The following is a 20998-nucleotide window of genomic DNA, read 5'->3' as shown; positions in this document are numbered from 1 at the left end:
AGATTTTTTTATTGTCATAAGAACGAGCGTTGAATCTTATGCCAAAATGTATTATTCGTCAGTTTGACGGTTTTCAGTTCTTTTTCAGAAAGTTGGATATCGACTGAATCTGTTCGTGTGAGACTGAGTGCTTCGTTATCCATCCCGATGATCGGATAGTCGTTTCCGTCTTCGATGATGCGTAACGAGAGTTTCCGTCCACGGTTCAGTAGGAAAGCAGAACCGAGTGTCCGGTACCGGTTGTTGTTGACCGAAGCAATTTCGCTGACTTGAAGACAGTGGATCAATGGATCGACGATCGCACCAGAGAGTGACTTATTATAAGCCGTAGAGCCCGTCGGTGTTGAGATGACCATTCCATCCCCGCGGAATGTCTCAAACAGGAAGTCATCGATATAGACTTCGATCGCGAGTGATTTGATGATGCTCGACTTCACGGAACATTCGTTCAGACAGAGCATCGGTGGTCCACCGTTGATGGATGCTTCGAGCAGTGGATAACGACGTACTTCGATTTCACCATCCGAGACACGGTTGCCTGTCTCTTTAAAGATCGCTTCGACCGCCGAAAGATCATTGATATCAAAATCACAGTAGAACGAGTTTGGTCCTTCAGCGAATCCAACATAGATGGCATCATCACGGAAACCTGTGAAGCGTGCCGCTTGCAAGAAAGCCCCATCTCCACCAATCGAGACGATGATGTTTGCTTGTCGGTGATCTTGGACGACGTTCAGTCCATATCGTGTACCGACATCAATCAACTTTCGCACCTGCGTCTCGTGTCTTTGTGTATTTCGGTAGTACAGGTAGACATTATTTCGAGCCATGGTCAATTCCCCCTTGAAAGCGTTTCATGAACTCTTTCATTATACCTGTTTTTTGGAAAGACGGGTACTGAAGTCCATCAATTATGGCAGAATGCTTGCCATCTTCGCAGATCATTCCTATAGTTAAATAGAAAATACAGTATATCCAATCAGGGGAAATGGGGAATTCATATGGCAACTTTTAAAGGAAATCCAATCACACTTCAAGGTACAGCAGTTCAAGTCGGACAAACAGCACCTGACTTTCAAGTGTTAGCTAACGACTTATCACCGGTAACACGTGATACATATCAAGGTGTTCGAATCATCAGCGTTGTCCCATCAATCGATACAGGCGTTTGTGATGCGCAGACACGCAAATTCAATGAAGAAGCAGCAACAATCGAAGGTGTGACGGTCATGACGATCTCAAACGACCTTCCGTTCGCACAACGTCGCTGGTGCGCATCAAGCGGTCTCGATCAAGTCGTGACGTTGTCTGATCACCGCGATCTTTCATTCGGTACACAGTATGGCGTAGCCATCGAAGAATTACGCCTGCTTGCACGTTCTGTTTTCGTTCTTGATTCAAACAACGAGATCACGTACGTTGAATATCTTGAAGAATCAACAGACGAAGTTAATTTTGAAGCAGCACTCGCTGCAGCGCGTGAAGCGAAGTAAGAATGGTTTACAAACGCCGCTGAAGCGTTACAATGGAACTAATGATAGAAACGGCTCCCGCTCTACGGGGGGGCCGTTTCGTTTTGGAGAGGATGACGTACATGGAGCCGTTAGAAAAGTTATATAAGGAATTAACACGTCAAACAAAACAAATCGAACGTGATCTTGATATGCCCTATTTAGAAGCGTTGACGACGGTGATTGATCGATTGAACGATCGTCATACTGAAAATGTAGATAAAGAAGTCATTCGGAAGGCAGTGTCGCTTGCTATTTTAGAAGGGATGAAACAAGCGCAACCGAACCATTTGCCGACGCCAGACAGTGTCGCTTTGTTTGCTGGTTATCTAATCGGGAAATTGGTAGGTAAGGAGGACATCCGATTACTTGAGTTGGGGAGTGGGGCGGGTGGCATGTTACATGCTGTCTTAAGTCAGCTTTCGACAGGTACAGCCGCTGAGGCGGTCGAGGTAGATGAGACATTGATTCGTTTATCAGCAGCGGTAACGGAATTACTCGACTATCCAGTCACGTATACCCATCAAGATGCCTTACGACCATTATTGTTAGATCCAGTTGATCTTGCGATGGCTGATCTTCCTGTCGGTTATTATCCGGATGAAGAGGCTGCCGCTTCTTACATCTTGAAACGAGACGAAGGGATGAGCTATAGTCATTTCTTGTTGATTGAACAGGCGATGCAATACGTCAAACCAGGTGGATTTGGTGTCTTTGTCATTCCGAACGGTCTGTTCCAACATGATACGGAAGGGAAGTTGAAACAGTACTTCGAATCAAAAGCGCATGTCATCGGTATTTTGCAGTTGCCGCTCACGATGTTCAAACAAGAACAGGCAGCAAAAAGTTATTTGATCGTCCGTAATCATTTAGCCGGTATGAAGATGCCGAAACAAGCATTGCTTGCTGAGTTGCCATCGTTCACAGATGCCCGCGCCTTTGGTGGTATGGTGAAACAGATTGATGAATGGATTAACACAGAATTAAAATGAATTACGCAAAGTGATTGAAATCTGTCGTTAATTTGACTATTCTAGTTGTAGAACAGAAATAGAAGAAAACCTAAACAGATGTGAATGTTCATTGGATTCAAATGGAAAAGGGGAAAAATCATGGCAAAAATTATGGCGGTAAACGCAGGTAGTTCGTCTTTGAAGTTCCAATTGCTCGAAATGCCGAACGAAACGATGATTGCAGTCGGACTCGTTGAACGCGTTGGTAAAGACGATGCAATCTTTACGATTAAATATGGTGAAGGACAAAAGTATACAGATGTCCTCCCACTTGCAACACATAAAGAAGCAGTCGAGTTGTCACTCGAAAAATTGATGGAGTTCGGAATCATCTCGTCTTACGATGAGATTAAAGGTGTTGGACACCGTGTGCTTCATGGTAAAGAAAAATATGCAGACTCTGTATTGATTACAGATGAAGTCATGCACGATATCGAGTCGTACACAGAACTCGGACCACTTCACATTCCACCAAACTTGATCGGAATCCGGGCATTCCAAGCATTGCTTCCGGAAGTACCACAAGTGGCAGTCTTCGATACGGCGTTCCACCAAACGATGCCAGAAGAAAACTTCCTTTACAGCTTGCCGTATGATTACTATACAGAATACGGCATCCGTAAATATGGTTTCCACGGTACGAGCCACAAATACGTTACGGAACGTGCATCTGAATTACTCGGTCGTCCGTTAAAAGACCTCCGTTTGATTTCATGTCACTTAGGTAGCGGAGCATCGATCGCAGCAGTTTCGGGTGGCGAATCAATCGATACGACAATGGGCTTCACACCGTTTGAAGGGATCACAATGGGAACACGTTCTGGTTCACTTGACCCAGCGTTGATTCCATTCTTGATGGAGAAAACAGGGAAAACAGCAGAGGACGTCTTGAACGTCATGAACAAAGAGTCTGGAATCTACGGTCTTTCAGGTCTCTCAAGTGACTTGCGTGATGTCCAGACAGCTGCTAAAGAAGGAAATCATCGTTCAGAGATGGCACTCCGTATCTTTGCTAACCGTATCCACGGTTACATCGGGCAATACGCTGCTGAGATGAATGGTGTCGATGCGATCATCTTCACAGCGGGCGTCGGAGAAAACTCAGATTCAATCCGTGAGCGTGTCTTACGTGGTCTTGAATTCATGGGCGTTTACTGGGATCCATCACTCAACACTGGAGCTCGTGGAGAAGAACTCTTCATTAACTACCCACACTCACCAGTTAAAGTCATCATCATTCCAACGAATGAGGAATTGATGATTGCACGCGACACGGTTCGTGTTGGTGGATTAGTTGCTCAAAACGCATAATCGTTTCAATCAAAAAGACTGAGTCGTTATTCCAACGATTCAGTCTTTTTTTATAAAATCTAAGAAATAGAATATACGAACATACGATCTATTGTTACGGTGTTTGTCATATAACGAAAAATGAATCGTCATCTTTGTAAAAATAAACCCAAAAATGATCGATTTCTTAAAAAAATGAGTCTTTTGTAACATAAAAGTAATAGTACAGACATATTTTTGTGGTCTATATGTAACGGCACTACTTCGTTTTGTCATGTATATTAATCTCAGTTAACAAACACGAAACAATGATGGAGGAGAAAATACATGATGAAACGGATGCTCGCAAGTGTTTTAACGGTCGTGTTAGCACTCAGTTCGTTCGCAGGTCTTCAAGCAGAGGCTGCAACTAAGAAAAGCGTCAAGTCAACAGTCGATAGCCTAGTCATTCGTCAGAAAGCTACTACTTCTTCGAAAAAGCTCGGTCTTCTATATAAGAACCAAACGTTATCGTACAAAGCAAAAACAGGTAACTGGTATAAAGTAAGTTACAAAGGTAAAACAGCTTACCTTAGCGCAAGCTACTCGAAAGTCGTGACGTCAAGCAGTTCGAAAAAACAATCGACAGGTGGTTGGAAAACAATCACGAACGTAAGCGCAACAGCTTACACGCCGTATGATCCAGGTAGTGGTAATCTGACAGCAATCGGTTGGAACATCAAAAGCTCGAAAAAGAAAGTCGTAGCGGTTGATCCACGTGTCATTCCACTTCGTTCGACAGTGAAAGTGTATTACAAAGGGAAATTAAAAGGAACGTATACAGCCGCTGATACTGGCGGTGCCATCAAAGGCAAGAAGCTGGATATCCTTTACTACTCTCGTTCAGAAGCATTCAACTGGGGTCGTCGTACGGTCACAGTAAAATACAAATGATTTTAAACCATCGGACATTGGTTCGATGGTTTTTTTGATTAAGTAGGTCGTCAAAAAAGCCTCGCTTCCTTTGAAATGAAGGAAGCGAGGCTTTTTGGTGAAGAGTGGTTCATAAACGGACGATCAAAACGTCACATTTTGCGTAACGCGTAATGCTTTCAGAGACACTACCGATGAAGAAACGCTCAACAGCGTTTAAACCAGTTGCGCCACAGATGATTAAATCGGCATCGTGATTAGGGGCAAGCTTTTTGGCGATCGTTACTTTCGGTGAGCCGTATTCAATCGCTACTTCGACTTCCTGTACACCGCGATCTTGAGCGGTCTTGACGTATTCGTCTAGCAATTCCTTCGCGTAAGATTCGGCACGCTCCGTGATGGTGCGGTCATATGCTTCTACCGTTGCGAATGTCCGTGTATCAATGACGTGTGCGATGATCAATTTTGCATCATTTCGCAATGAAACATCGATTGCCGTCTCGAAGGCACGTTCTGCCTCTTTTGAGCCATCTACTGCTACAAGTACATTATGATAGACGATTGCCATGATGAATCCATCCCTTCGTAATCGATATGATGAGTACACCCTAATTATACCATTCTCTTACTGGGAGCGGATGAAACATTCAGTGAGTTCTAAAAATTGTCCTTCCTTTCCGTTCCGTCGTAAGATGGAGTCAGTGAAAGGGGGCGATGCCAAGATGAGGCACGCGTTAATTACAGCAGGTACAAAAGGACTGGGAGAACGAGTAACGCGCCAGTTACTGGAAGAAGGTTGGAAAGTGACAGCGTTCCATCGTTCCGAACCCGAATTTACACATCCGAACCTCATGACGATTCAAGCGGATGTGACGAATCAAGAAGAATTGGAACGCGCAACCCAACAAGCAATCAACGAGCAAGGTCGGATTGATGCGTTGATACTTAATGCAGGACCTTATATATTTGAACGAAAAGCGTTAGTAGATTACACCGATCAGGAATGGAATGAAGTGATCACCGGGAATCTGACGGCTAGTTTTTGGCTGTTACGTCAAGTGTTACCCGTCATGCGTAAGCAATCTTATGGTCGAATCATTACGTATGGCTTTCCAGAGAGTGCAACAGCGCCGGGATGGGTATGCCGGGCGGCGTTCGCTGCTGCTAAAAGCGGGATGGTGAGTTTGACGAAGAGTGTAGCGCTTGAAGAAGCGGAACATGGCATCACGGTCAACATGGTCAACCCAGGAAACATCGTCGGAGACAATAAGACGAAACAGATTTCAGAAGCGGAGCATGATGAGGCGACGCCTGTCGGAAGAACGGGTGTCGGAGAAGACATCGCTCGCGCGATCTCCTTCTTGCTGGCAGAAGAATCGAGTATGATCACGGGAGCAATTCTCGATGTAACAGGTGGCGTCAATGTCGTCCATCAATCCCGTAAGTAAGCAAAAACACCTAATCCAAGCGATGGATTAGGTGTTTTTCTTGAGTTAAGATGAAGGAATGGATTGAAGGTGTTTTGGTGTGCGAGTTAACGCAACTGGACCTTCCGCAGTGAGATGAATATCATCCTCGATGCGGACGCCACCGACACCTGGAACATAAATGCCTGGTTCGAGTGTGTAGACGAAACCAGCTTCAGCCGTCAGTAGGTTGTTTGACGCGAGAGACGGGAATTCATGAACCTCGATTCCGAGTCCGTGACCGACACGGTGCGTGAAGTACTGCCCGTAACCAGCTTCTGTGATGACGTCACGAGCTGCCTTATCTAACGAACCGAGTGTCGTGCCGATCTGGCTTGCTTCTGTCGCGGCTTCAAGTGCTTGGCGAACCGTTTCATAGATTTTTTTCTGTTCTTCGTTCGCTTCGCCGTAAACGAAGGTCCGTGTAATATCGGAACAGTAGCCTTTCCAAACGACGCCGAGGTCAAATAAGACGAAGTCGCCTTCTTGGATGACACGGTCGCCGGGTACACCGTGCGGATCAGCACTGTTTGCACCAAATAAAACAAGCGTATCAAATGACATCTCGCGGACGCCTTTTTTCTTCATTTCATATTCGATTTCCGCAATGACTTCGATTTCCGTGATCCCCGGGCGAATCGCTTGTTTACCGATTTTGATTGCTTCGTCCGCAAGTTGTGCTGCTTCTTGAAGAATAGCGATTTCGTCCGGTGTTTTTTTCAAGCGCAGTCCTTGTAGCGACGCACCGATATCGAGAATCGCTGCGTTCTCAAGACGTGAACTTAACTCCTGATAGCGGCTGAACGTCATATGTTCCCCTTCGATACCAATCCGGTTATTCGAGTGTTCGAATGTCGCGAATAATTCTGCTAATCGATCAAACGGGTTTTCGTGATCCTCATACGTCACGACGTCTCCTTCCCAAGGGCTCGCTGCAACGATACTTGCTTCGAGTGCCGGACAGAATAATACATGTTTACCGGTTACATCGACGAGGACCGCCATGACACGTTCGTGTGGTTCAGCGTAGACTCCTGAGAAATAAAAGACGTTTGCCTTCGAAGTGACGACGGCTAAGTCGATTCCTTGTTCTTTCAAGAATTCACTGATTTGGTTCGTACGTTCGCGCATATATGATTCCACCTCTCTACTCATTTTCTACATAAGTATATCATCGTCCGGTTCGAAAAACATTTATCGTAAATCAGACTAGTACACGTTTTCATCTTTAGAGTAGTACAGTATAATGACAGGAGAGTAGAAAAAAGGAAAAGAAGGGATACAGTATGCCTACGAAACACGAACAGATCATTCGACACATCGAAGATCTTGATGTCGGAACAAAGATTTCCGTCCGACAAATCGCGAAGGATTTGACCGTATCCGAGGGGACGGCTTATCGCGCCATCAAGGAAGCAGAAAATTTAGGGTTCGTCTCGACGATCGAGCGAGTCGGAACGATTCGGATTAAAAAGAAACAAAAAGAAAATATCGAGAAGCTGACATTCGCGGAAGTCGTGAACATCGTCGATGGTCAAGTGCTCGGTGGTCGAAATGGATTACACAAGACGTTGACGAAATTCGTCATTGGCGCAATGAAGCTCGAAGCCATGATGCGCTACATCGATGTCGATAGTCTCGTCATCATCGGAAACCGCGAAAAAGCACATGAGCTCGTGCTTGAAGCAGGGGCTGCTGTATTGATTACCGGTGGCTTCGATACGACAGAAGATGCGAAGCGATTGGCGGATGAGATGGAGTTACCGATCATTTCGACGTCATATGATACGTTCACGGTTGCGACGATGATCAACCGTGCGATTTATGATCGATTGATCAAAAAGGAGATTTTACTCGTCTCGGATATTTTAATTCCGTTGCATGACACGTTCTATTTACAGACGACGGATCCCATTTCACGCTGGCATGAGTTAAATGAGCAGACGAAACACAATCGTTATCCTGTCATCGATGAACAAATGAAGGTCGTCGGTGTCGTGACAGCGAAGGACATCATTGACCGTCCACATGACTGGGCTGTTGAAAAAGTCATGACCCGTCACCCGATCACGGTCGGTATTCGAACGAGTGTCACGAATTCCGCGCATCAGATGGTCTGGGAAGGAATCGAGATGCTACCGGTCATCGACCAATACGGTCGATTGCTCGGGATCATTAGTCGGCAAGACGTCCTCAAGGCACTGCAACTCGCGAATCGTCAACCACAAGTCGGAGAGACGTTCGACGATCTAATCACGGGGCAAATCAAGGCGGCGGAGGACGAACGGGGACCGTACTTATCGCTTGAGGTCTCGCCGCAAATGACGAACTTCATGGGGACTGCTTCGAGTGGGGTGTTGACGACGCTTCTAGTCGAAGGAGCGACGCGAATGTTACGCCATATGAAAAAAGGTGACCTTGTCATTGAAAATGTCAGCATCTACTTCATTAAACCTGTTCAAATCGAGAGCACGGTAACGATCCGGGCGAATGTCTTTGACGTCGGTCGAAAATTCGGGAAAGTCGATGTCGAAATGTATCAAGGGACACAAATTGTTGCGAAGGCACTCGTGACATCCCAACTCATCGATCGTTAAATGAATCAAAAAGAACCGAAGTCAACTGACTTCGGTTCCTCTGAATCTAGCTCAGGATTGCTCCATCTCGCGGACGACATACGGATAAATCTTTTTGTAACGGATGAATCCGGCGATGAATGAAGCAACACCGACGATGATTAAAATGGAACAAACGATTTTCCCAACGAGTGTCGTTAATCCGTTCCCGGAAACGAACTGGTTGACGGCAAATAGGATGACGAACAAGCTCAACCAAATGCTCGCTTGCGTATTGAACAAGTATTTTCGGTTCGTGCTTTTCGTATGGAACGCGCGGCGTTTTGCTAACAAATACCCACCAAGCGAGAAAACGATGAGGGCGATGAGGATGAATTGCATGTTAAAAGGACCTCCTTTTTGTCTTCATCTAGTATCATATCAAGATTAGAGGAGCTGTGCACAGTGAAAGAGCAAATCAAACAAATGATTGAAGCGGCAGATACGATCATTATTCATCGTCATGAACGGCCAGATCCCGATGCACTCGGTAGTCAATTCGGTTTACAATTAACATTACAACATCAGTTTCCTGAAAAAACAGTTTTGTCAGCAGGTGAGATGGCGGCATCACTGTCATTCATGGGGGAGCTCGATCAAATCGATGACGTGTTGTATAAAAAGGCGTTAGTCGTGATTCTGGATACGGCGAACCAAGCGCGGATCGATGGAAAAGTTGCGATGACAGGAAAAGATGTCATTAAAATCGACCATCATCCGGATGAAGATCCATACGCGCCCGTGCAGCTCGTCGATACGACGATGAGTTCGACATCGGAACTGCTCGTTCATTTATTGAATGAATGGGGATATGAGATTCCAGCATCAGCTGCCATTCAATTCTACGCTGGGATCGTCGGTGACACGGGACGTTTCCAATTCCGTGGTACGACGAAACGAACATTTGAAGTCGCAGCGCAATTGATTGATGCAGGAATCGATACGGACTGGTTGTATCGCAATATGTACGAAACAGAACTTGCGGCGCTTCACTTACAAGGATACGTCCTACAACATATTCAATTGACGGATCAAGGTGTCGGTTATGTCGTTTTGACACAAGATACATTGAAGCAGTTTGGGGCGACGGTTGAGCAAGCATCGTTACTCGTCAATAGTTTTGCTGGTTTAAAAGGAATGAAGTGTTGGGCGTTATTCCTTGAAACGGACAAGGAAGTCCGTGTCCGGATTCGTTCGAAGGGTCCTGTCATCAATGAAGTAGCAAAAGAATTCAATGGTGGTGGACATCCGATGGCGTCCGGAGCGACGATTGGACAGTTGAGTGAAGTCGAACGTGTCATCCGTCGTCTGGACGAGGTCGCTGCTAACTTCCAGTTTTAAACGGAAAAAGGCTGCTCGGTCTCACTCCTCTCATAGAGGAAGCGAAGCGAACAGCCTTTTTACGCTTATTGCGTCTTTGTTTCGTCTTGCGGAATGAACCAAACGCCACGATCTGTGTGGTCTTCAATGACATTCAGTTGAAGTTCAGCGACAGATTTGCGAATCTTCTCAGCGATTTCTTCCGTTTCAGTAAAAGCGGTAACACCGAGCTTTAGTTGTTCGACTTTTTCACGTGCGATTTGACTGCGATTCAAAATCATGAGAAACGCTCCTTCCGTACCCGTCATGATATTTCTATACTTATTGTAGCGAATAATAAATCAGATGGCGAGTACTTGAGTCAGTTAGATATGAATGTTCTGAAAACTTTTAAAAACCTCCATCAGAAGAGAAAGGAGAATGGAAGATGCATATAAATGTTCGGACGCAGTTTAGTCCATTGCAGAGTTTAGTTCGAATCGAGCCTTATCTTGATGAACTAGTCCGTCGACACATCGGACGAGCGGTCATCTGTGAAACGACATTAACAGGAGTTCCCGCATTCATCGATGCATGTCAACGTCGAAATATGCAGCCGATCGTCGGATGGGAGCAACGAATCGAAGAAGAAGAATTTTGTATCTTATGGTTTGCTTTTTCTTCTGATGGACTGCGTCAACTGTATCGACTAGCCAGTCGACAGGGGGAGACTGAAGTTTCATCACTGATCGCGGTCCTCGTTCCACTGCGTCAAGCATCTGAAGATGCGACGCGTCTACGTCGTTCCTTCGTTCAATGGATGGGACACGTTCAAGGAGCGCGTACATATATGGGAGTAACCTCTAGTCGTTCAACGGTCGAACGAGAGAGTCGCACGCGTTACCGCGAAGTAGCAGCAGCACTTGGTGTTGAGACTGTACCAGTCGATCCTGTTCGTTATCTTCGTCGAGATGAAGCGCCAGCGTATCAAGCAATACGTGCGATTGGTGAAGCGACGACGTTCCAAGACCAAAAGACAGATCGTCTGATGCATTTAAAGACCCGGGAAGAGTTACTCGAAGACTTTACCGAGCGAGAAATTACGATGGCGGAGCAGTTTGCGACGACATCTGAACGCTTAGAATTACCTTATCAACAACGTCCACTTCCACGTATTGCGGAAGACTCGAATGCGTTGTTACGGAAACGTGCTGAGGAAGGTTTACTGGCACATGGTCATGAAAGTGAAGCGGCACGGGAACGTCTCGCTTATGAACTATCAGTCATCGATAAGACGGGATTTGCCGATTACTTCTTAATCGTTGAAGAACTCGTACGTAGCGCAAAAGCGAAAGGTATCTTCGTTGGACCTGGTCGAGGCTCAGCAGCTGGATCACTTGTCAGTTATGCGCTTGGAATTACGACGGTGGATCCATTGAAATATGGATTACTATTCGAACGATTCTTGAACCCCGAGCGGATTTCGATGCCTGATATCGATATCGATATCGAAGACGAACGACGCGAAGAAGTATTAGAGGATCTCGTGATGCGTTACGGAAAAGATCACGTTGCTCAAATCGGTACATTGTCGACGCTCGGTGCCAAAGCCGCTCTTCGAGACGTCGGACGGACGCTAGAGTTTTCGAAAGATGAGTTAGATGCTGCAGTCAAACAGCTTGGAAAATCAACGACATTACAAGGGATCGAACAAAATAAACAGACATATCGTTGGTTCTCTGGAAGCGAAAAGCGCCGGCAACTGTTGCAATTGGCACAAGCGGTCGAGAGTCTCCCGCGACAACGTTCGGTTCACGCGGCTGGTGTCGTCATTGGATCTGAACTGCTCGTCGAGACGACACCTGTTGAAACGGGACCAAATGAACGGTATGTGACGCAGTTCCTGATGCAGGCGTTGGAGCGTCAAGGATTGTTAAAAATTGACTTGTTAGGATTACGAAATCTCAGTCGTTTGCGTCGGATGGAAGAATTGATTCGTCGAGAACAGCCATCCTTTACGCTCACGCAAATTCCAGAGGAAGATCGTGCAACATTCCAAGTCTTTGCCCGCGCTGAGACGGATGATATTTTCCAATTCGAGTCGACAGGTATGAAACAGACGTTACGCGAAGTCAAACCAAATCGGTTCGAGGATTTGGTAGCAACGATGTCACTCTATCGTCCAGGACCAATGAAATTCATTGATCTGTACGCGAAACGAAAAGCCGGTCAACCTTATCAAATGTTGCATCCCGTTTTAGAAGACGTCCTTTCACCAACGTATGGCATCATCGTCTATCAAGAGCAAGTCATGGAAATCACCCGTCGAGTGGCTGGATTTACACTGGCACAAGCAGATTTATTACGGCGTGCAATTTCTAAGAAAAGTACGGATTCGCTCGAACGGGAACGGATTCGTTTTCTCGAAGGAGCAAAGTCGAATGGATTCGATGATGCAATCGCACAATCACTCTATGAACAAATCGAGCGATTTGCTGGGTATGGATTCAACCGAAGCCATGCGGTCGCCTATTCAAAAATTAGTTATGCCCTTGGATATATCAAAGCGCATTTTCCGCACATTTTCTTGCTTGTCTCGGTCGAACAACCGGAGCGTCTCGTCCGATTGATGCGTGAACGACGTCTTCCTGTCCACTCGCCGGATGTCTGGATTTCAGATTACCGTTCTTCGTTAGAGGGCAAAGGAATTCGTCTCGGTATCCATGTGATTAAAGGTATTTCTGAGCGAGAATTCGAGCGTGTAAAGGACGCGTCGAAGCATACGGCGACGATTGCTGATCTGTTAACCCACGTCGGATGGGGCAAGAAGGAGCGCGCAAAAATTGAATTGTTACTCTACAGTGGTGCGCTAGATCGAGCGACGCACGGCGATCGCGGGCTCGCCGAACAAGAGGTACTTGAGTATTTCACCGAGTCGTCGAATACATTACTTCCAGACGAATTAGCAATTCTCGGGAAACGCCGGACACAGAAGTCATCGAAACGAAGTGATTCCGACTGGGCACGATTAGAACGGGAAGCGCTTGGATTCTGGTTGACGTATTCGCCATTAACGACAGCAATGAAAGCACCGGTTGAATCTGCTTATTTCCATGATCTTGGCGTCGGCTCGGAAACACATTATTTAGTCTGTTATATTGATCAGATTCGAGAGTTCAAGACGAAACGTGGTCAAACGATGGCAGTTATTCAGGCAGTCGACGGGTATTCTAATGAAGAGGTCGTCGTCTTCCCGAATCAATATGAACGATTCCGTCGATCGCTTTATTTAGGGAACGTCTTACTGATTGAACTAAAGGTGCAAGATCGCGAAGGGGAGCGTCAGTTCATTTTGGAACGGCTCCGTCCACTTGGACAAGATGTGCTGTTCGTCAAGTTAACATCAAAAAATGAGTTGGCCGCACTCGAACAGTTGCTAGAAGCAGCACCAGGCGATATTCCAGTCGTCGTTCGCTACGCGGATTCACGCGAGACGAAATCGTTACCGCCGCTTTATGCAGTGCAGCATGATGAGGAATTACTAGCTCGGCTACGTATTCGGTTTGGCGAGGATCATGTCGTCCTGAAAAATGTCCCCCGCTCAAACTAGTACTAGGTAATAAGATTTGTTATAATAAGGGGTAATTGGTCTGACCAATGCCACCGATTAAAGCAACCGACTGAAGGGTCAGAAAGGTGGTGCCGTATCGATATGGAGAAGAAACGAAATGCGTTTGAAGCCAATATCGCGGCGATTAAATTGATGATCGAACAAGATGGATTAGTTCCAGGAGACCGTATTCCATCAGAACGGGAACTGGCAGAACGACTATCCATCAGTCGACCGTCCGTACGAGAAGCATTACGGACGCTCGCTTATTTAGGGATCGTCGAGACACGACATGGAGGCGGAAGCTTTCTATTGAATCGTGACGATCATACCTATATTCAAATCATCGCTCAATTCTTAGTGACTGGCGATTCGAAGTTCGAAGACTTGGCAGGAACGCTTCGCTTGCTTGAGCAAGCAGCGCTCGCGCAGCTGGATGACCTTTCGGTGCTTGCACCAGTCGTTTCATCCGATGTTGCGTTTCGTGAAACGTTGATTCAGACAGTCGATAACGATTTGTTTGAACGAATCTGGCGACAAGTCAATGCCTTCCATAAAAGCTTCGGTCAAGGGGAACTCTATACGCAGGCGGAACGGGAACAACTCTTGAACCGCCCATAGGATGACAAGGGGGAACTGAACGTGCAAGCATTTTTTCGAAAACCTAAAAAGTTCGTCACGCTGACTTCGAAGGAGCAGCGTGTCGATGTGCCGGTTGGCCTAATGACGAAATGTCCGAAATGTAAATTAATCCAATATACGAAACAACTGGAGGCGAACTTACGTGTCTGTTCATGTGGGTATCATCACCCGTTGACCGCGCAAGAACGTTTTACACAATTATTCGATGAAGGTTCGGTGACGTATTTTGACTTACCGGCAGTTCAAGCGGATCCTCTCGGATTTCAAGATTACCCGGAAAAATTAAAGGGCGACCAAGTCAGAACGGGTCTTGAGGAAGCGATCGTCTGTGGCGTCGGGAATGTGAATGGTCACCCACTCGTCGCTTGTGTCATGGATGCACGATTCCGGATGGGCTCGATGGGGGCAGCGGTTGGTGCTGCGATTTCCGAAGCGGTTCGTTACGCAACGAAACATCGTCTACCTGTCACGATTTTCTCCGCTTCAGGTGGAGCACGGATGCAAGAGGGAATGGTTAGTCTCATGCAGATGGCGAAATCGAGTCTCTTCTTAAAACAGCATTCAGATGCTGGATTACTTTATATTTCTTGTATGACTCATCCGACGACCGGCGGTGTATCAGCAAGTTTTGCGATGCTCGGTGATTTCAACATCGCTGAACCGGGGGCGTTGATCGGGTTTGCAGGTCGACGGATCATCGAACAGACGATACGTGAAAAACTACCGGAAGATTTCCAAACAGCAGAATTCTTATTACAAGCAGGTCAACTGGACGATGTCGTATCACGACATGATCTGAAAACGTACTATACGCGAATCTTAAAGCTACATGCGGAGGGAACGAACCATGCAACCATTTGACCAACCAGTCATCGCGTTACGCGAAAAAATTCTTGAGCTCCATGATATGGCGGAAACACAAGGATTAGACTTCAAGGAAGAACTCCAACTTCTTGAAGAACGCCTTCATCGATTAGAACTCGATATTTACGGGAATATGAAAGCGTGGAATCGTGTTCAATTGGCACGTCATCCAGAACGTCCAACGACACTCGATTACATTGAATCCATTTGTGAAGATTTCATCGAGCTGCATGGCGATCGTCATGGGTATGATGATGCGGCAATCGTTGGTGGAATTGGAACATTGAATGGTCGTCCGGTGACGATCATCGGTCATCAACGCGGAAAAGATACAAAAGAAAACATTCGTCGTAATTTTGGGATGCCACATCCGGAAGGGTACCGAAAAGCACTACGTCTCATGCAACAAGCGGAGAAATTCAACCGACCAATCATCACGTTCATCGACACGAAAGGGGCTTATCCAGGACGTGCGGCAGAAGAACGTGGTCAGAGTGAGGCCATCGCGAAAAATCTGTTTGAGATGGCTGGCATGACAGTTCCAATCATCTCAATCGTCATCGGTGAAGGTGGATCAGGTGGTGCTTTAGGAATCGGAGTGTGTGATCAACTCTTGATGCTCGAGAATTCAACGTATTCCGTTATCTCTCCTGAAGGTGCTGCAGCATTGTTATGGAAAGATGCAAGTCTTGCGGAGAAAGCGGCAGAATCGATGAAGATCACAGCACCTGATTTATTACGACTCGGGATCGCAGATGCCATCATTCCAGAAGTCGTCGGAGGCGCACATCTCGATGTGTCATTACAGGCGGATAAATTAAAAACTGTATTGGTACAGAAACTCGAATCATTGGTTCATTTGACCAAGGAAGAGCTCATCGATCAGCGGACCGAAAAATATCACCAAATTGGCACATAAGCACCATGTAATCGCTATCATGATTGATATTCCTCATTTCCGGAATCGGTGATGAAAAACCAAGTGAAAGTTTATGCAATCTGCCCTGTTGTAAAACAAGAAAACAACGTGCTATTTTAGATTCAGATTAATGGAGAGGTGATTAACGTGAGTTTAAAACGGATTGCTGTCTTAACGAGTGGCGGCGATGCACCAGGTATGAATGCCGCGGTGCGTGCTGTCACGCGTAAAGCGATTTTTCATGGCTTAGAAGTATTTGGTGTCTATAACGGCTATCAAGGATTAATCAACGGGGACATCGTCCAGTTGAACCTTGGATCAGTTGGTGACATTATTCAACGAGGCGGAACGTTCCTACGTTCAGCACGTTGCCCTGAGTTCCGCACAGAAGAAGGACGAGCAAAAGCGGTCGTCAATCTTAAGAAATTTGAAATTGATGCACTCGTCGTCGTAGGCGGAGACGGATCGTATCGTGGTGCCCAAAAATTGACAGGACTTGGCTTCCCGACAATTGGACTTCCAGGTACGATTGATAACGATATCCCTGGAACGGACTATACGATCGGCTTTGATACAGCGCTCAACACGGCGCTTGAAGCGATCGATAAAATCCGTGATACGGCATCGTCGCATGAGCGGACGTATGTCATTGAAGTCATGGGGCGCGATGCAGGTGATATCGCATTATATGCAGGACTTGCTGGTGGAGCAGAATCGATTCTTGTTCCCGAGCGTCCTGAAGATTTAAAAGAAGTCCTTGATCGCATTCAAAGTGGTGTCAATCGCGGTAAAAAACACTCGATCGTCATCGTCGCTGAAGGGGCAGGTCGTGCTCAGGACGTGGGAGACGCGATCGCAAAAGAAACAGGTCTTGATACACGCGTCACGGTTCTTGGTCACGTTCAACGTGGTGGAGCACCAACGGCAGCGGACCGTGTACTTGCAAGTCGGATGGGGGCGCATGCTATCGAAATCCTACTTCAAGGAAAGCAAGGACGTGTCGTAGGTGTACGTGGTGGTAAGATGATCGATCTCGATATCGATGAGGCACTCGACGAAAATAAACACGAGCTGGATCTTGATATTCTCGAGCTTTCAAAACAGCTTTCGATTTAACGAACGTCGATAGGATTGGAATGGACAAGAGAACTTGGCCAAACACCGTAGGAGGTTTATGGAATATGCGTAGAACTAAAATTGTATGTACGATTGGACCGGCGTCAGAAAAACGTCTTCCAGAAATGATTGAAGCAGGTATGAACGTCGCTCGTTTGAACTTCTCACACGGCGATTATGAAGAACATGGTGCACGTATCACGGATATCCGTCGTGCAGCAGAAGAAGCAAACAAAATCGTTACGATTCTTCTCGATACGAAAGGTCCGGAAATCCGTACACATTCGTTTGAAGAAGGAAAAGCGCTTCTCGAACGTGGACAAGAAGTCATCATCGTCAGTGGTGATGCAAATGAAATCGTCGGAACGAAAGATAAATTTTCTGTCACATACGAAGGACTTTACGATGATGTTGAAGTCGGTTCGATGATCATGCTTGATGACGGTCTCATCGGTCTTCGTGTCACTGAAAAACTTCCGAACCGTGAGCTTCGTTGTTCAATCGAAAACGAAGGCGTCATCAAGACGAAAAAAGGCGTTAACTTGCCAAACGTGAAGGTTAACCTTCCTGCTTTGACAGAAAAAGATATCGCTGATATCGAGTTCGGTATCAAGAGCGATATCGATTTGATCGCGGCATCTTTCGTACGCCGTGCGTCAGACGTCGTTGCGATTCGTCAATTGCTTGAGAAAAACAACGCGAGCCACATCAAGATCTTCCCAAAAATCGAGAACCAAGAAGGTGTCGATAACATCGAAGAAATCCTTGCGATTTCGGACGGTTTGATGGTAGCGCGTGGTGACCTCGGTATCGAGATCCCAACGGAAGAAGTCACGCCAACTCAAAAAGACTTGATCAAGCTTTGTAACGACTTCGGTAAACCAGTCATTACAGCAACACAAATGCTTGACTCGATGCAACGTTTCCCACGTCCAACACGTGCTGAAGCATCAGACGTCGCGAACGCAATTCTTGATGGTACAGATGCAATCATGCTTTCAGGTGAGACAGCAGCAGGGGACTACCCAATCGAATCTGTCCAAATGATGCACTCGATCGCAAAACGTACAGAAAAAATGCTCGACTACAAGCTCTTGTTGAAAGATCGTCAGACGCGTAGTGAGTACACAGTAACGGATGCAATCGCTCAAGTGGTTACGCACACTGCGATCAACTTAGATGCAAAAGCAATCTTGACTCCGACACAATCGGGTTACACGGCTGCACGTATCTCGAAATACCGTCCGGAGCCGAACATCGTTGCGGTTACACCAAGCGCGCGTGTCGCACGTCAGTTGAACATCGTATGGGGCGTGTACCCAATCGTCGTTGATCATCTTTCAGACAACACGGATGATATGTTGACACTTGCTGCAGACACAGCAAAAGACGCTGGTTTCGTCACAGATGGTGATCTTGTCGTCATCTCAGCTGGTATCCCTGCTTTGACTGCTGGTACAACGAACATGTTGAAAATCCACATCGTCGGTAAAGAGATCGCAAACGGTCGTGGGATCGGTGAGCGTGGAGTCGTTGGCGAAGTCGTCATCGCAAACAACGCTGAAGAAGCGAACGCGAAAGCAAAGCCAGGCATGATTCTCGTTACGAACTCAACTGATCGTGACATGATGCCTGCAATCGAGATGGCTGCAGCGATGATCACAGTTGATGGCGGATTGACAAGCCACGCTGGAATCGTTGGACCATCACTCGGTAAACCAGTCATCGTTGGTGTCGAAGATGCATTGACAGTCTTCAAAGACGGTCAAATGATCTCAATCGATCCATTGACAGGTAAACTATATAACGCATAATCCATTCATGACGGACGTGACTTAGGTCATGTCCGTCTTTTTTTTGTATGAGGAGGACGTATGGAAGCTTATCTTTTTTTGATTGCCCTCGTCTTCATCGGGGTCATCGCACAAAATAAATCATTGATCATCGCTGCAGCCTTCCTATTGATCATTAAGGCAATCGGGCTGGATGGTAGACTGTTTCCTTCCTTACAGGCAAAAGGAATCACGTGGGGCGTCACATTGATCACAGCAGCAATTCTTGTACCGATTGCAGCAGGGGATATAGGCTTTAAGGAGTTGCTCCAAAGCATTCGGGGACATATCGGCATCATCTCATTTCTATCAGGAATCTTTGTTGCAATCGTCGCAGCACACGGTGTTGGACTGATGAAAGAAGATCCACTCGTGACGACAGCCTTGCTAGCTGGAACGATTCTCGCCGTCGGGCTCTTCCGGGGAGTACCTGTTGGTCCACTGATTGGTGCTGGAATCGCGGCGCTCGTCATCGGAATGTGGGATGTCATCGCAAAAGCGTTCACAGGATGAGCCGAATCAGCAAAGTAACTGAATTAATTTTTTGATAATAGTATGCAAGTTCATTCACTTTTTGGGTAATTTTGTTTATACTAAGAGCAGAAACAAGATGGTCTATTCAAGAGTACAGCGCTACAAGCATGGGGAACGACTCTTGAGTGGACGTCTTTTTTTCAATACGGAAATGAAAGCGTTTTAAATTTCTGGGGAAAAAAAGGGGGATTATTGTCATGACGCAAACTAAAGGTTTAGAAGGAATCGTCGCGACTTCATCGAAAATCAGTTCGATCATCGATGGTCAATTGACGTATGGCGGTTATACGATTGATGATTTGGCGGAGCACGCCTCATTTGAGGAAGTCGTCTTCTTATTGTGGAACGACCGTCTACCAAAAGAAGAGGAATTGAAGCAACTATCGGAAGCACTCATTTCCGAAGCAACGGTTGCGACTGCCGTTCTTGAAACGATGAAGGCAGCACCGAAGTCGGCGAATGCGATGGCGACGATTCGAACAGCGCTTTCTCAACTCGCGCTTTACGATGAGACATCAGAAGATATGTCGACTGAGGCGAATTACGCTAAAGCCATCAAATTACAGGCACAAATCGCAACACTCGTCACAGCTTACGCCCGTATCAAAAAAGGAAAAGAGCCGATTGCACCTAAAGCAGGTCTATCATACGCAGGAAACTTCTTGTTCATGTTGACGGGTGAGGAGCCAACGGAAGTTGCAGAAAAAGCCTTCAACCAAGCGCTCGTTCTTCACGCTGATCACGAGTTGAACGCTTCGACGTTCACGGCACGCGTTTGTGTCGCGACACTCTCTGACGTCTACTCAGGTGTGACGGCAGCGATGGGCGCGTTAAAAGGACCACTTCACGGTGGCGCGAACGAAGCTGTCATGAAGATGTTGTTAGAAATTGATTCGGTTGAAAAGGTTGACGAGTATGTTCATAATAAACTTGAGAACAAGCAAAAAATCATGGGCTTCGGTCACCGTGTCTACAAGGACGGCGACCCACGTGCGAAGCATCTTCAAGAAATGAGCCGTCAGCTGACTGCTCAAATCGGGGAGCCGAAATGGTATGAGATGTCAGTTAAGATCGACGAAATCGTCCAATCGGAAAAAGGATTGAAACCAAATGTTGATTTCTATTCCGCTTCTACGTACCATGCACTTGGACTTGATACAGAACTATTCACTCCAATCTTTGCAGTAAGTCGGATGTCAGGTTGGTTGGCGCACATTTTAGAGCAGTATAGCGATAACCGTCTGATTCGCCCGCGTGCAGACTACACGGGTGAAACGCACCGGACATACGTGTCCATCGAAGAACGTTAAAAGGACGGGGAGGAGCAATCCTCTCCTGATTTTTGATGTAGATTACAATTACTTAAGGGGGATTT

General features: G+C 46.4%; 20 protein-coding genes. 15 read left to right on the top strand and 5 right to left on the bottom strand.

Annotation, left to right across the window (positions count from 1 at the left end):
• Positions 1-14 precede the first annotated feature (14 nt).
• Positions 15-830 (bottom strand): NAD kinase, encoded by an 816-nt coding sequence (locus P401_RS0110115; protein WP_023469054.1) that lies wholly within the window; start codon positions 828-830, stop codon positions 15-17.
• A 165-nt stretch (positions 831-995) separates the two neighbouring features.
• On the opposite strand from P401_RS0110115, the gene tpx reads away from it, so the two are divergent.
• The 4 genes from tpx (at position 996) to P401_RS0110095 (ending at position 4747) form a co-directional block, all read left to right on the top strand.
• A complete protein-coding gene (tpx, locus tag P401_RS0110110) occupies positions 996-1493 on the top strand; it encodes a thiol peroxidase (protein WP_148662037.1) in 498 nt (165 codons plus the stop codon).
• Between the two features lie 101 nt (positions 1494-1594).
• Entirely contained in the window at positions 1595-2503 is a 909-nt protein-coding gene (locus tag P401_RS0110105) for a class I SAM-dependent methyltransferase (RefSeq protein WP_029342345.1), read from the top strand.
• A 120-nt stretch (positions 2504-2623) separates the two neighbouring features.
• Positions 2624-3835, top strand: coding sequence for an acetate kinase (locus P401_RS0110100; RefSeq protein WP_029342344.1), 1212 nt, complete (start codon positions 2624-2626; stop codon positions 3833-3835).
• A 306-nt stretch (positions 3836-4141) separates the two neighbouring features.
• Positions 4142-4747 carry a 3D domain-containing protein gene (locus tag P401_RS0110095; protein WP_029342343.1) on the top strand — a complete coding sequence of 202 codons (606 nt, stop codon included), beginning with the start codon at positions 4142-4144 and terminating at the stop codon, positions 4745-4747.
• Positions 4748-4856: 109 nt separating this feature from the next.
• On the opposite strand, the gene P401_RS0110090 is transcribed toward P401_RS0110095, so the two are convergent.
• A complete protein-coding gene (locus P401_RS0110090; protein WP_029342342.1) occupies positions 4857-5294 on the bottom strand; it encodes a universal stress protein in 438 nt (145 codons plus the stop codon).
• A 154-nt stretch (positions 5295-5448) separates the two neighbouring features.
• Here P401_RS0110090 and P401_RS0110085 point away from each other — a divergent pair, with 154 nt between their 5' ends.
• A complete protein-coding gene (locus P401_RS0110085; protein WP_029342341.1) occupies positions 5449-6174 on the top strand; it encodes an SDR family oxidoreductase in 726 nt (241 codons plus the stop codon).
• Positions 6175-6219: 45 nt separating this feature from the next.
• Here P401_RS0110085 and P401_RS0110080 read toward each other — a convergent pair whose 3' ends face one another.
• On the bottom strand, positions 6220-7323 hold the full coding sequence (locus tag P401_RS0110080) for a M24 family metallopeptidase (protein ID WP_029342340.1): 1104 nt from the start codon (positions 7321-7323) through the stop codon (positions 6220-6222).
• A 155-nt stretch (positions 7324-7478) separates the two neighbouring features.
• On the opposite strand from P401_RS0110080, the gene P401_RS0110075 reads away from it, so the two are divergent.
• Entirely contained in the window at positions 7479-8789 is a 1311-nt protein-coding gene (locus P401_RS0110075; RefSeq protein WP_023469046.1) for a DRTGG domain-containing protein, read from the top strand.
• A gap of 51 nt (positions 8790-8840) precedes the next feature.
• On the opposite strand, the gene P401_RS0110070 is transcribed toward P401_RS0110075, so the two are convergent.
• Positions 8841-9149 (bottom strand): YtpI family protein, encoded by a 309-nt coding sequence (locus P401_RS0110070; protein WP_023469045.1) that lies wholly within the window; start codon positions 9147-9149, stop codon positions 8841-8843.
• A gap of 63 nt (positions 9150-9212) precedes the next feature.
• On the opposite strand from P401_RS0110070, the gene P401_RS0110065 reads away from it, so the two are divergent.
• Positions 9213-10148: a DHH family phosphoesterase gene (locus P401_RS0110065; RefSeq protein WP_029342339.1), complete on the top strand. Its 936-nt coding sequence runs from the start codon at positions 9213-9215 to the stop codon at positions 10146-10148.
• 65 nt (positions 10149-10213) lie between these two features.
• On the opposite strand, the gene P401_RS0110060 is transcribed toward P401_RS0110065, so the two are convergent.
• Positions 10214-10408 (bottom strand): hypothetical protein, encoded by a 195-nt coding sequence (locus P401_RS0110060; protein WP_023469043.1) that lies wholly within the window; start codon positions 10406-10408, stop codon positions 10214-10216.
• Positions 10409-10554: 146 nt separating this feature from the next.
• Here P401_RS0110060 and dnaE point away from each other — a divergent pair, with 146 nt between their 5' ends.
• The 8 genes from dnaE (at position 10555) to citZ (ending at position 20933) form a co-directional block, all read left to right on the top strand.
• Positions 10555-13716 (top strand): DNA polymerase III subunit alpha, encoded by a 3162-nt coding sequence (dnaE, locus tag P401_RS0110055; protein WP_029342338.1) that lies wholly within the window; start codon positions 10555-10557, stop codon positions 13714-13716.
• A gap of 102 nt (positions 13717-13818) precedes the next feature.
• Positions 13819-14337 carry a FadR/GntR family transcriptional regulator gene (locus P401_RS0110050; protein ID WP_029342337.1) on the top strand — a complete coding sequence of 173 codons (519 nt, stop codon included), beginning with the start codon at positions 13819-13821 and terminating at the stop codon, positions 14335-14337.
• Between the two features lie 21 nt (positions 14338-14358).
• Positions 14359-15219, top strand: coding sequence for an acetyl-CoA carboxylase, carboxyltransferase subunit beta (gene accD, locus P401_RS0110045; protein ID WP_023469040.1), 861 nt, complete (start codon positions 14359-14361; stop codon positions 15217-15219).
• Positions 15206-16141, top strand: coding sequence for an acetyl-CoA carboxylase carboxyl transferase subunit alpha (gene accA, locus P401_RS0110040; RefSeq protein ID WP_023469039.1), 936 nt, complete (start codon positions 15206-15208; stop codon positions 16139-16141). Before accD ends, accA begins: the two co-directional genes overlap by 14 nt.
• Before the next feature lie 147 nt (positions 16142-16288).
• Positions 16289-17257 carry a 6-phosphofructokinase gene (gene pfkA, locus P401_RS0110035; protein ID WP_029342336.1) on the top strand — a complete coding sequence of 323 codons (969 nt, stop codon included), beginning with the start codon at positions 16289-16291 and terminating at the stop codon, positions 17255-17257.
• 65 nt (positions 17258-17322) lie between these two features.
• On the top strand, positions 17323-19071 hold the full coding sequence (pyk, locus tag P401_RS0110030) for a pyruvate kinase (protein ID WP_029342335.1): 1749 nt from the start codon (positions 17323-17325) through the stop codon (positions 19069-19071).
• A gap of 60 nt (positions 19072-19131) precedes the next feature.
• Complete coding sequence (locus tag P401_RS0110025) at positions 19132-19602, top strand: DUF441 domain-containing protein (RefSeq protein ID WP_023469036.1); 471 nt, start codon at positions 19132-19134, stop codon at positions 19600-19602.
• A 218-nt stretch (positions 19603-19820) separates the two neighbouring features.
• On the top strand, positions 19821-20933 hold the full coding sequence (gene citZ / locus P401_RS0110020) for a citrate synthase (protein ID WP_029342334.1): 1113 nt from the start codon (positions 19821-19823) through the stop codon (positions 20931-20933).
• Positions 20934-20998: the final 65 nt, after the last annotated feature.

Source organism: Exiguobacterium acetylicum DSM 20416, assembly GCF_000702605.1.
Taxonomy (GTDB): Bacteria; Bacillota; Bacilli; order Exiguobacteriales; family Exiguobacteriaceae; genus Exiguobacterium_A; species Exiguobacterium_A acetylicum.
This window is presented reverse-complemented; position numbering and strand designations above follow the sequence as displayed.

Coding starts and splice junctions, on each gene's coding strand:
- P401_RS0110115 (WP_023469054.1), bottom strand. CDS start 830: ATGGCTCGAAATAATGTCTACCTGTACTACCGAAATACACAAAGACAC.
- P401_RS0110105 (WP_029342345.1), top strand. CDS start 1,595: ATGGAGCCGTTAGAAAAGTTATATAAGGAATTAACACGTCAAACAAAA.
- P401_RS0110100 (WP_029342344.1), top strand. CDS start 2,624: ATGGCAAAAATTATGGCGGTAAACGCAGGTAGTTCGTCTTTGAAGTTC.
- P401_RS0110095 (WP_029342343.1), top strand. CDS start 4,142: ATGATGAAACGGATGCTCGCAAGTGTTTTAACGGTCGTGTTAGCACTC.
- P401_RS0110090 (WP_029342342.1), bottom strand. CDS start 5,294: ATGGCAATCGTCTATCATAATGTACTTGTAGCAGTAGATGGCTCAAAA.
- P401_RS0110085 (WP_029342341.1), top strand. CDS start 5,449: ATGAGGCACGCGTTAATTACAGCAGGTACAAAAGGACTGGGAGAACGA.
- P401_RS0110080 (WP_029342340.1), bottom strand. CDS start 7,323: ATGCGCGAACGTACGAACCAAATCAGTGAATTCTTGAAAGAACAAGGA.
- P401_RS0110075 (WP_023469046.1), top strand. CDS start 7,479: ATGCCTACGAAACACGAACAGATCATTCGACACATCGAAGATCTTGAT.
- P401_RS0110070 (WP_023469045.1), bottom strand. CDS start 9,149: ATGCAATTCATCCTCATCGCCCTCATCGTTTTCTCGCTTGGTGGGTAT.
- P401_RS0110060 (WP_023469043.1), bottom strand. CDS start 10,408: ATGATTTTGAATCGCAGTCAAATCGCACGTGAAAAAGTCGAACAACTA.
- dnaE (WP_029342338.1), top strand. CDS start 10,555: ATGCATATAAATGTTCGGACGCAGTTTAGTCCATTGCAGAGTTTAGTT.
- P401_RS0110050 (WP_029342337.1), top strand. CDS start 13,819: ATGGAGAAGAAACGAAATGCGTTTGAAGCCAATATCGCGGCGATTAAA.
- accA (WP_023469039.1), top strand. CDS start 15,206: ATGCAACCATTTGACCAACCAGTCATCGCGTTACGCGAAAAAATTCTT.
- pyk (WP_029342335.1), top strand. CDS start 17,323: ATGCGTAGAACTAAAATTGTATGTACGATTGGACCGGCGTCAGAAAAA.
- P401_RS0110025 (WP_023469036.1), top strand. CDS start 19,132: ATGGAAGCTTATCTTTTTTTGATTGCCCTCGTCTTCATCGGGGTCATC.
- citZ (WP_029342334.1), top strand. CDS start 19,821: ATGACGCAAACTAAAGGTTTAGAAGGAATCGTCGCGACTTCATCGAAA.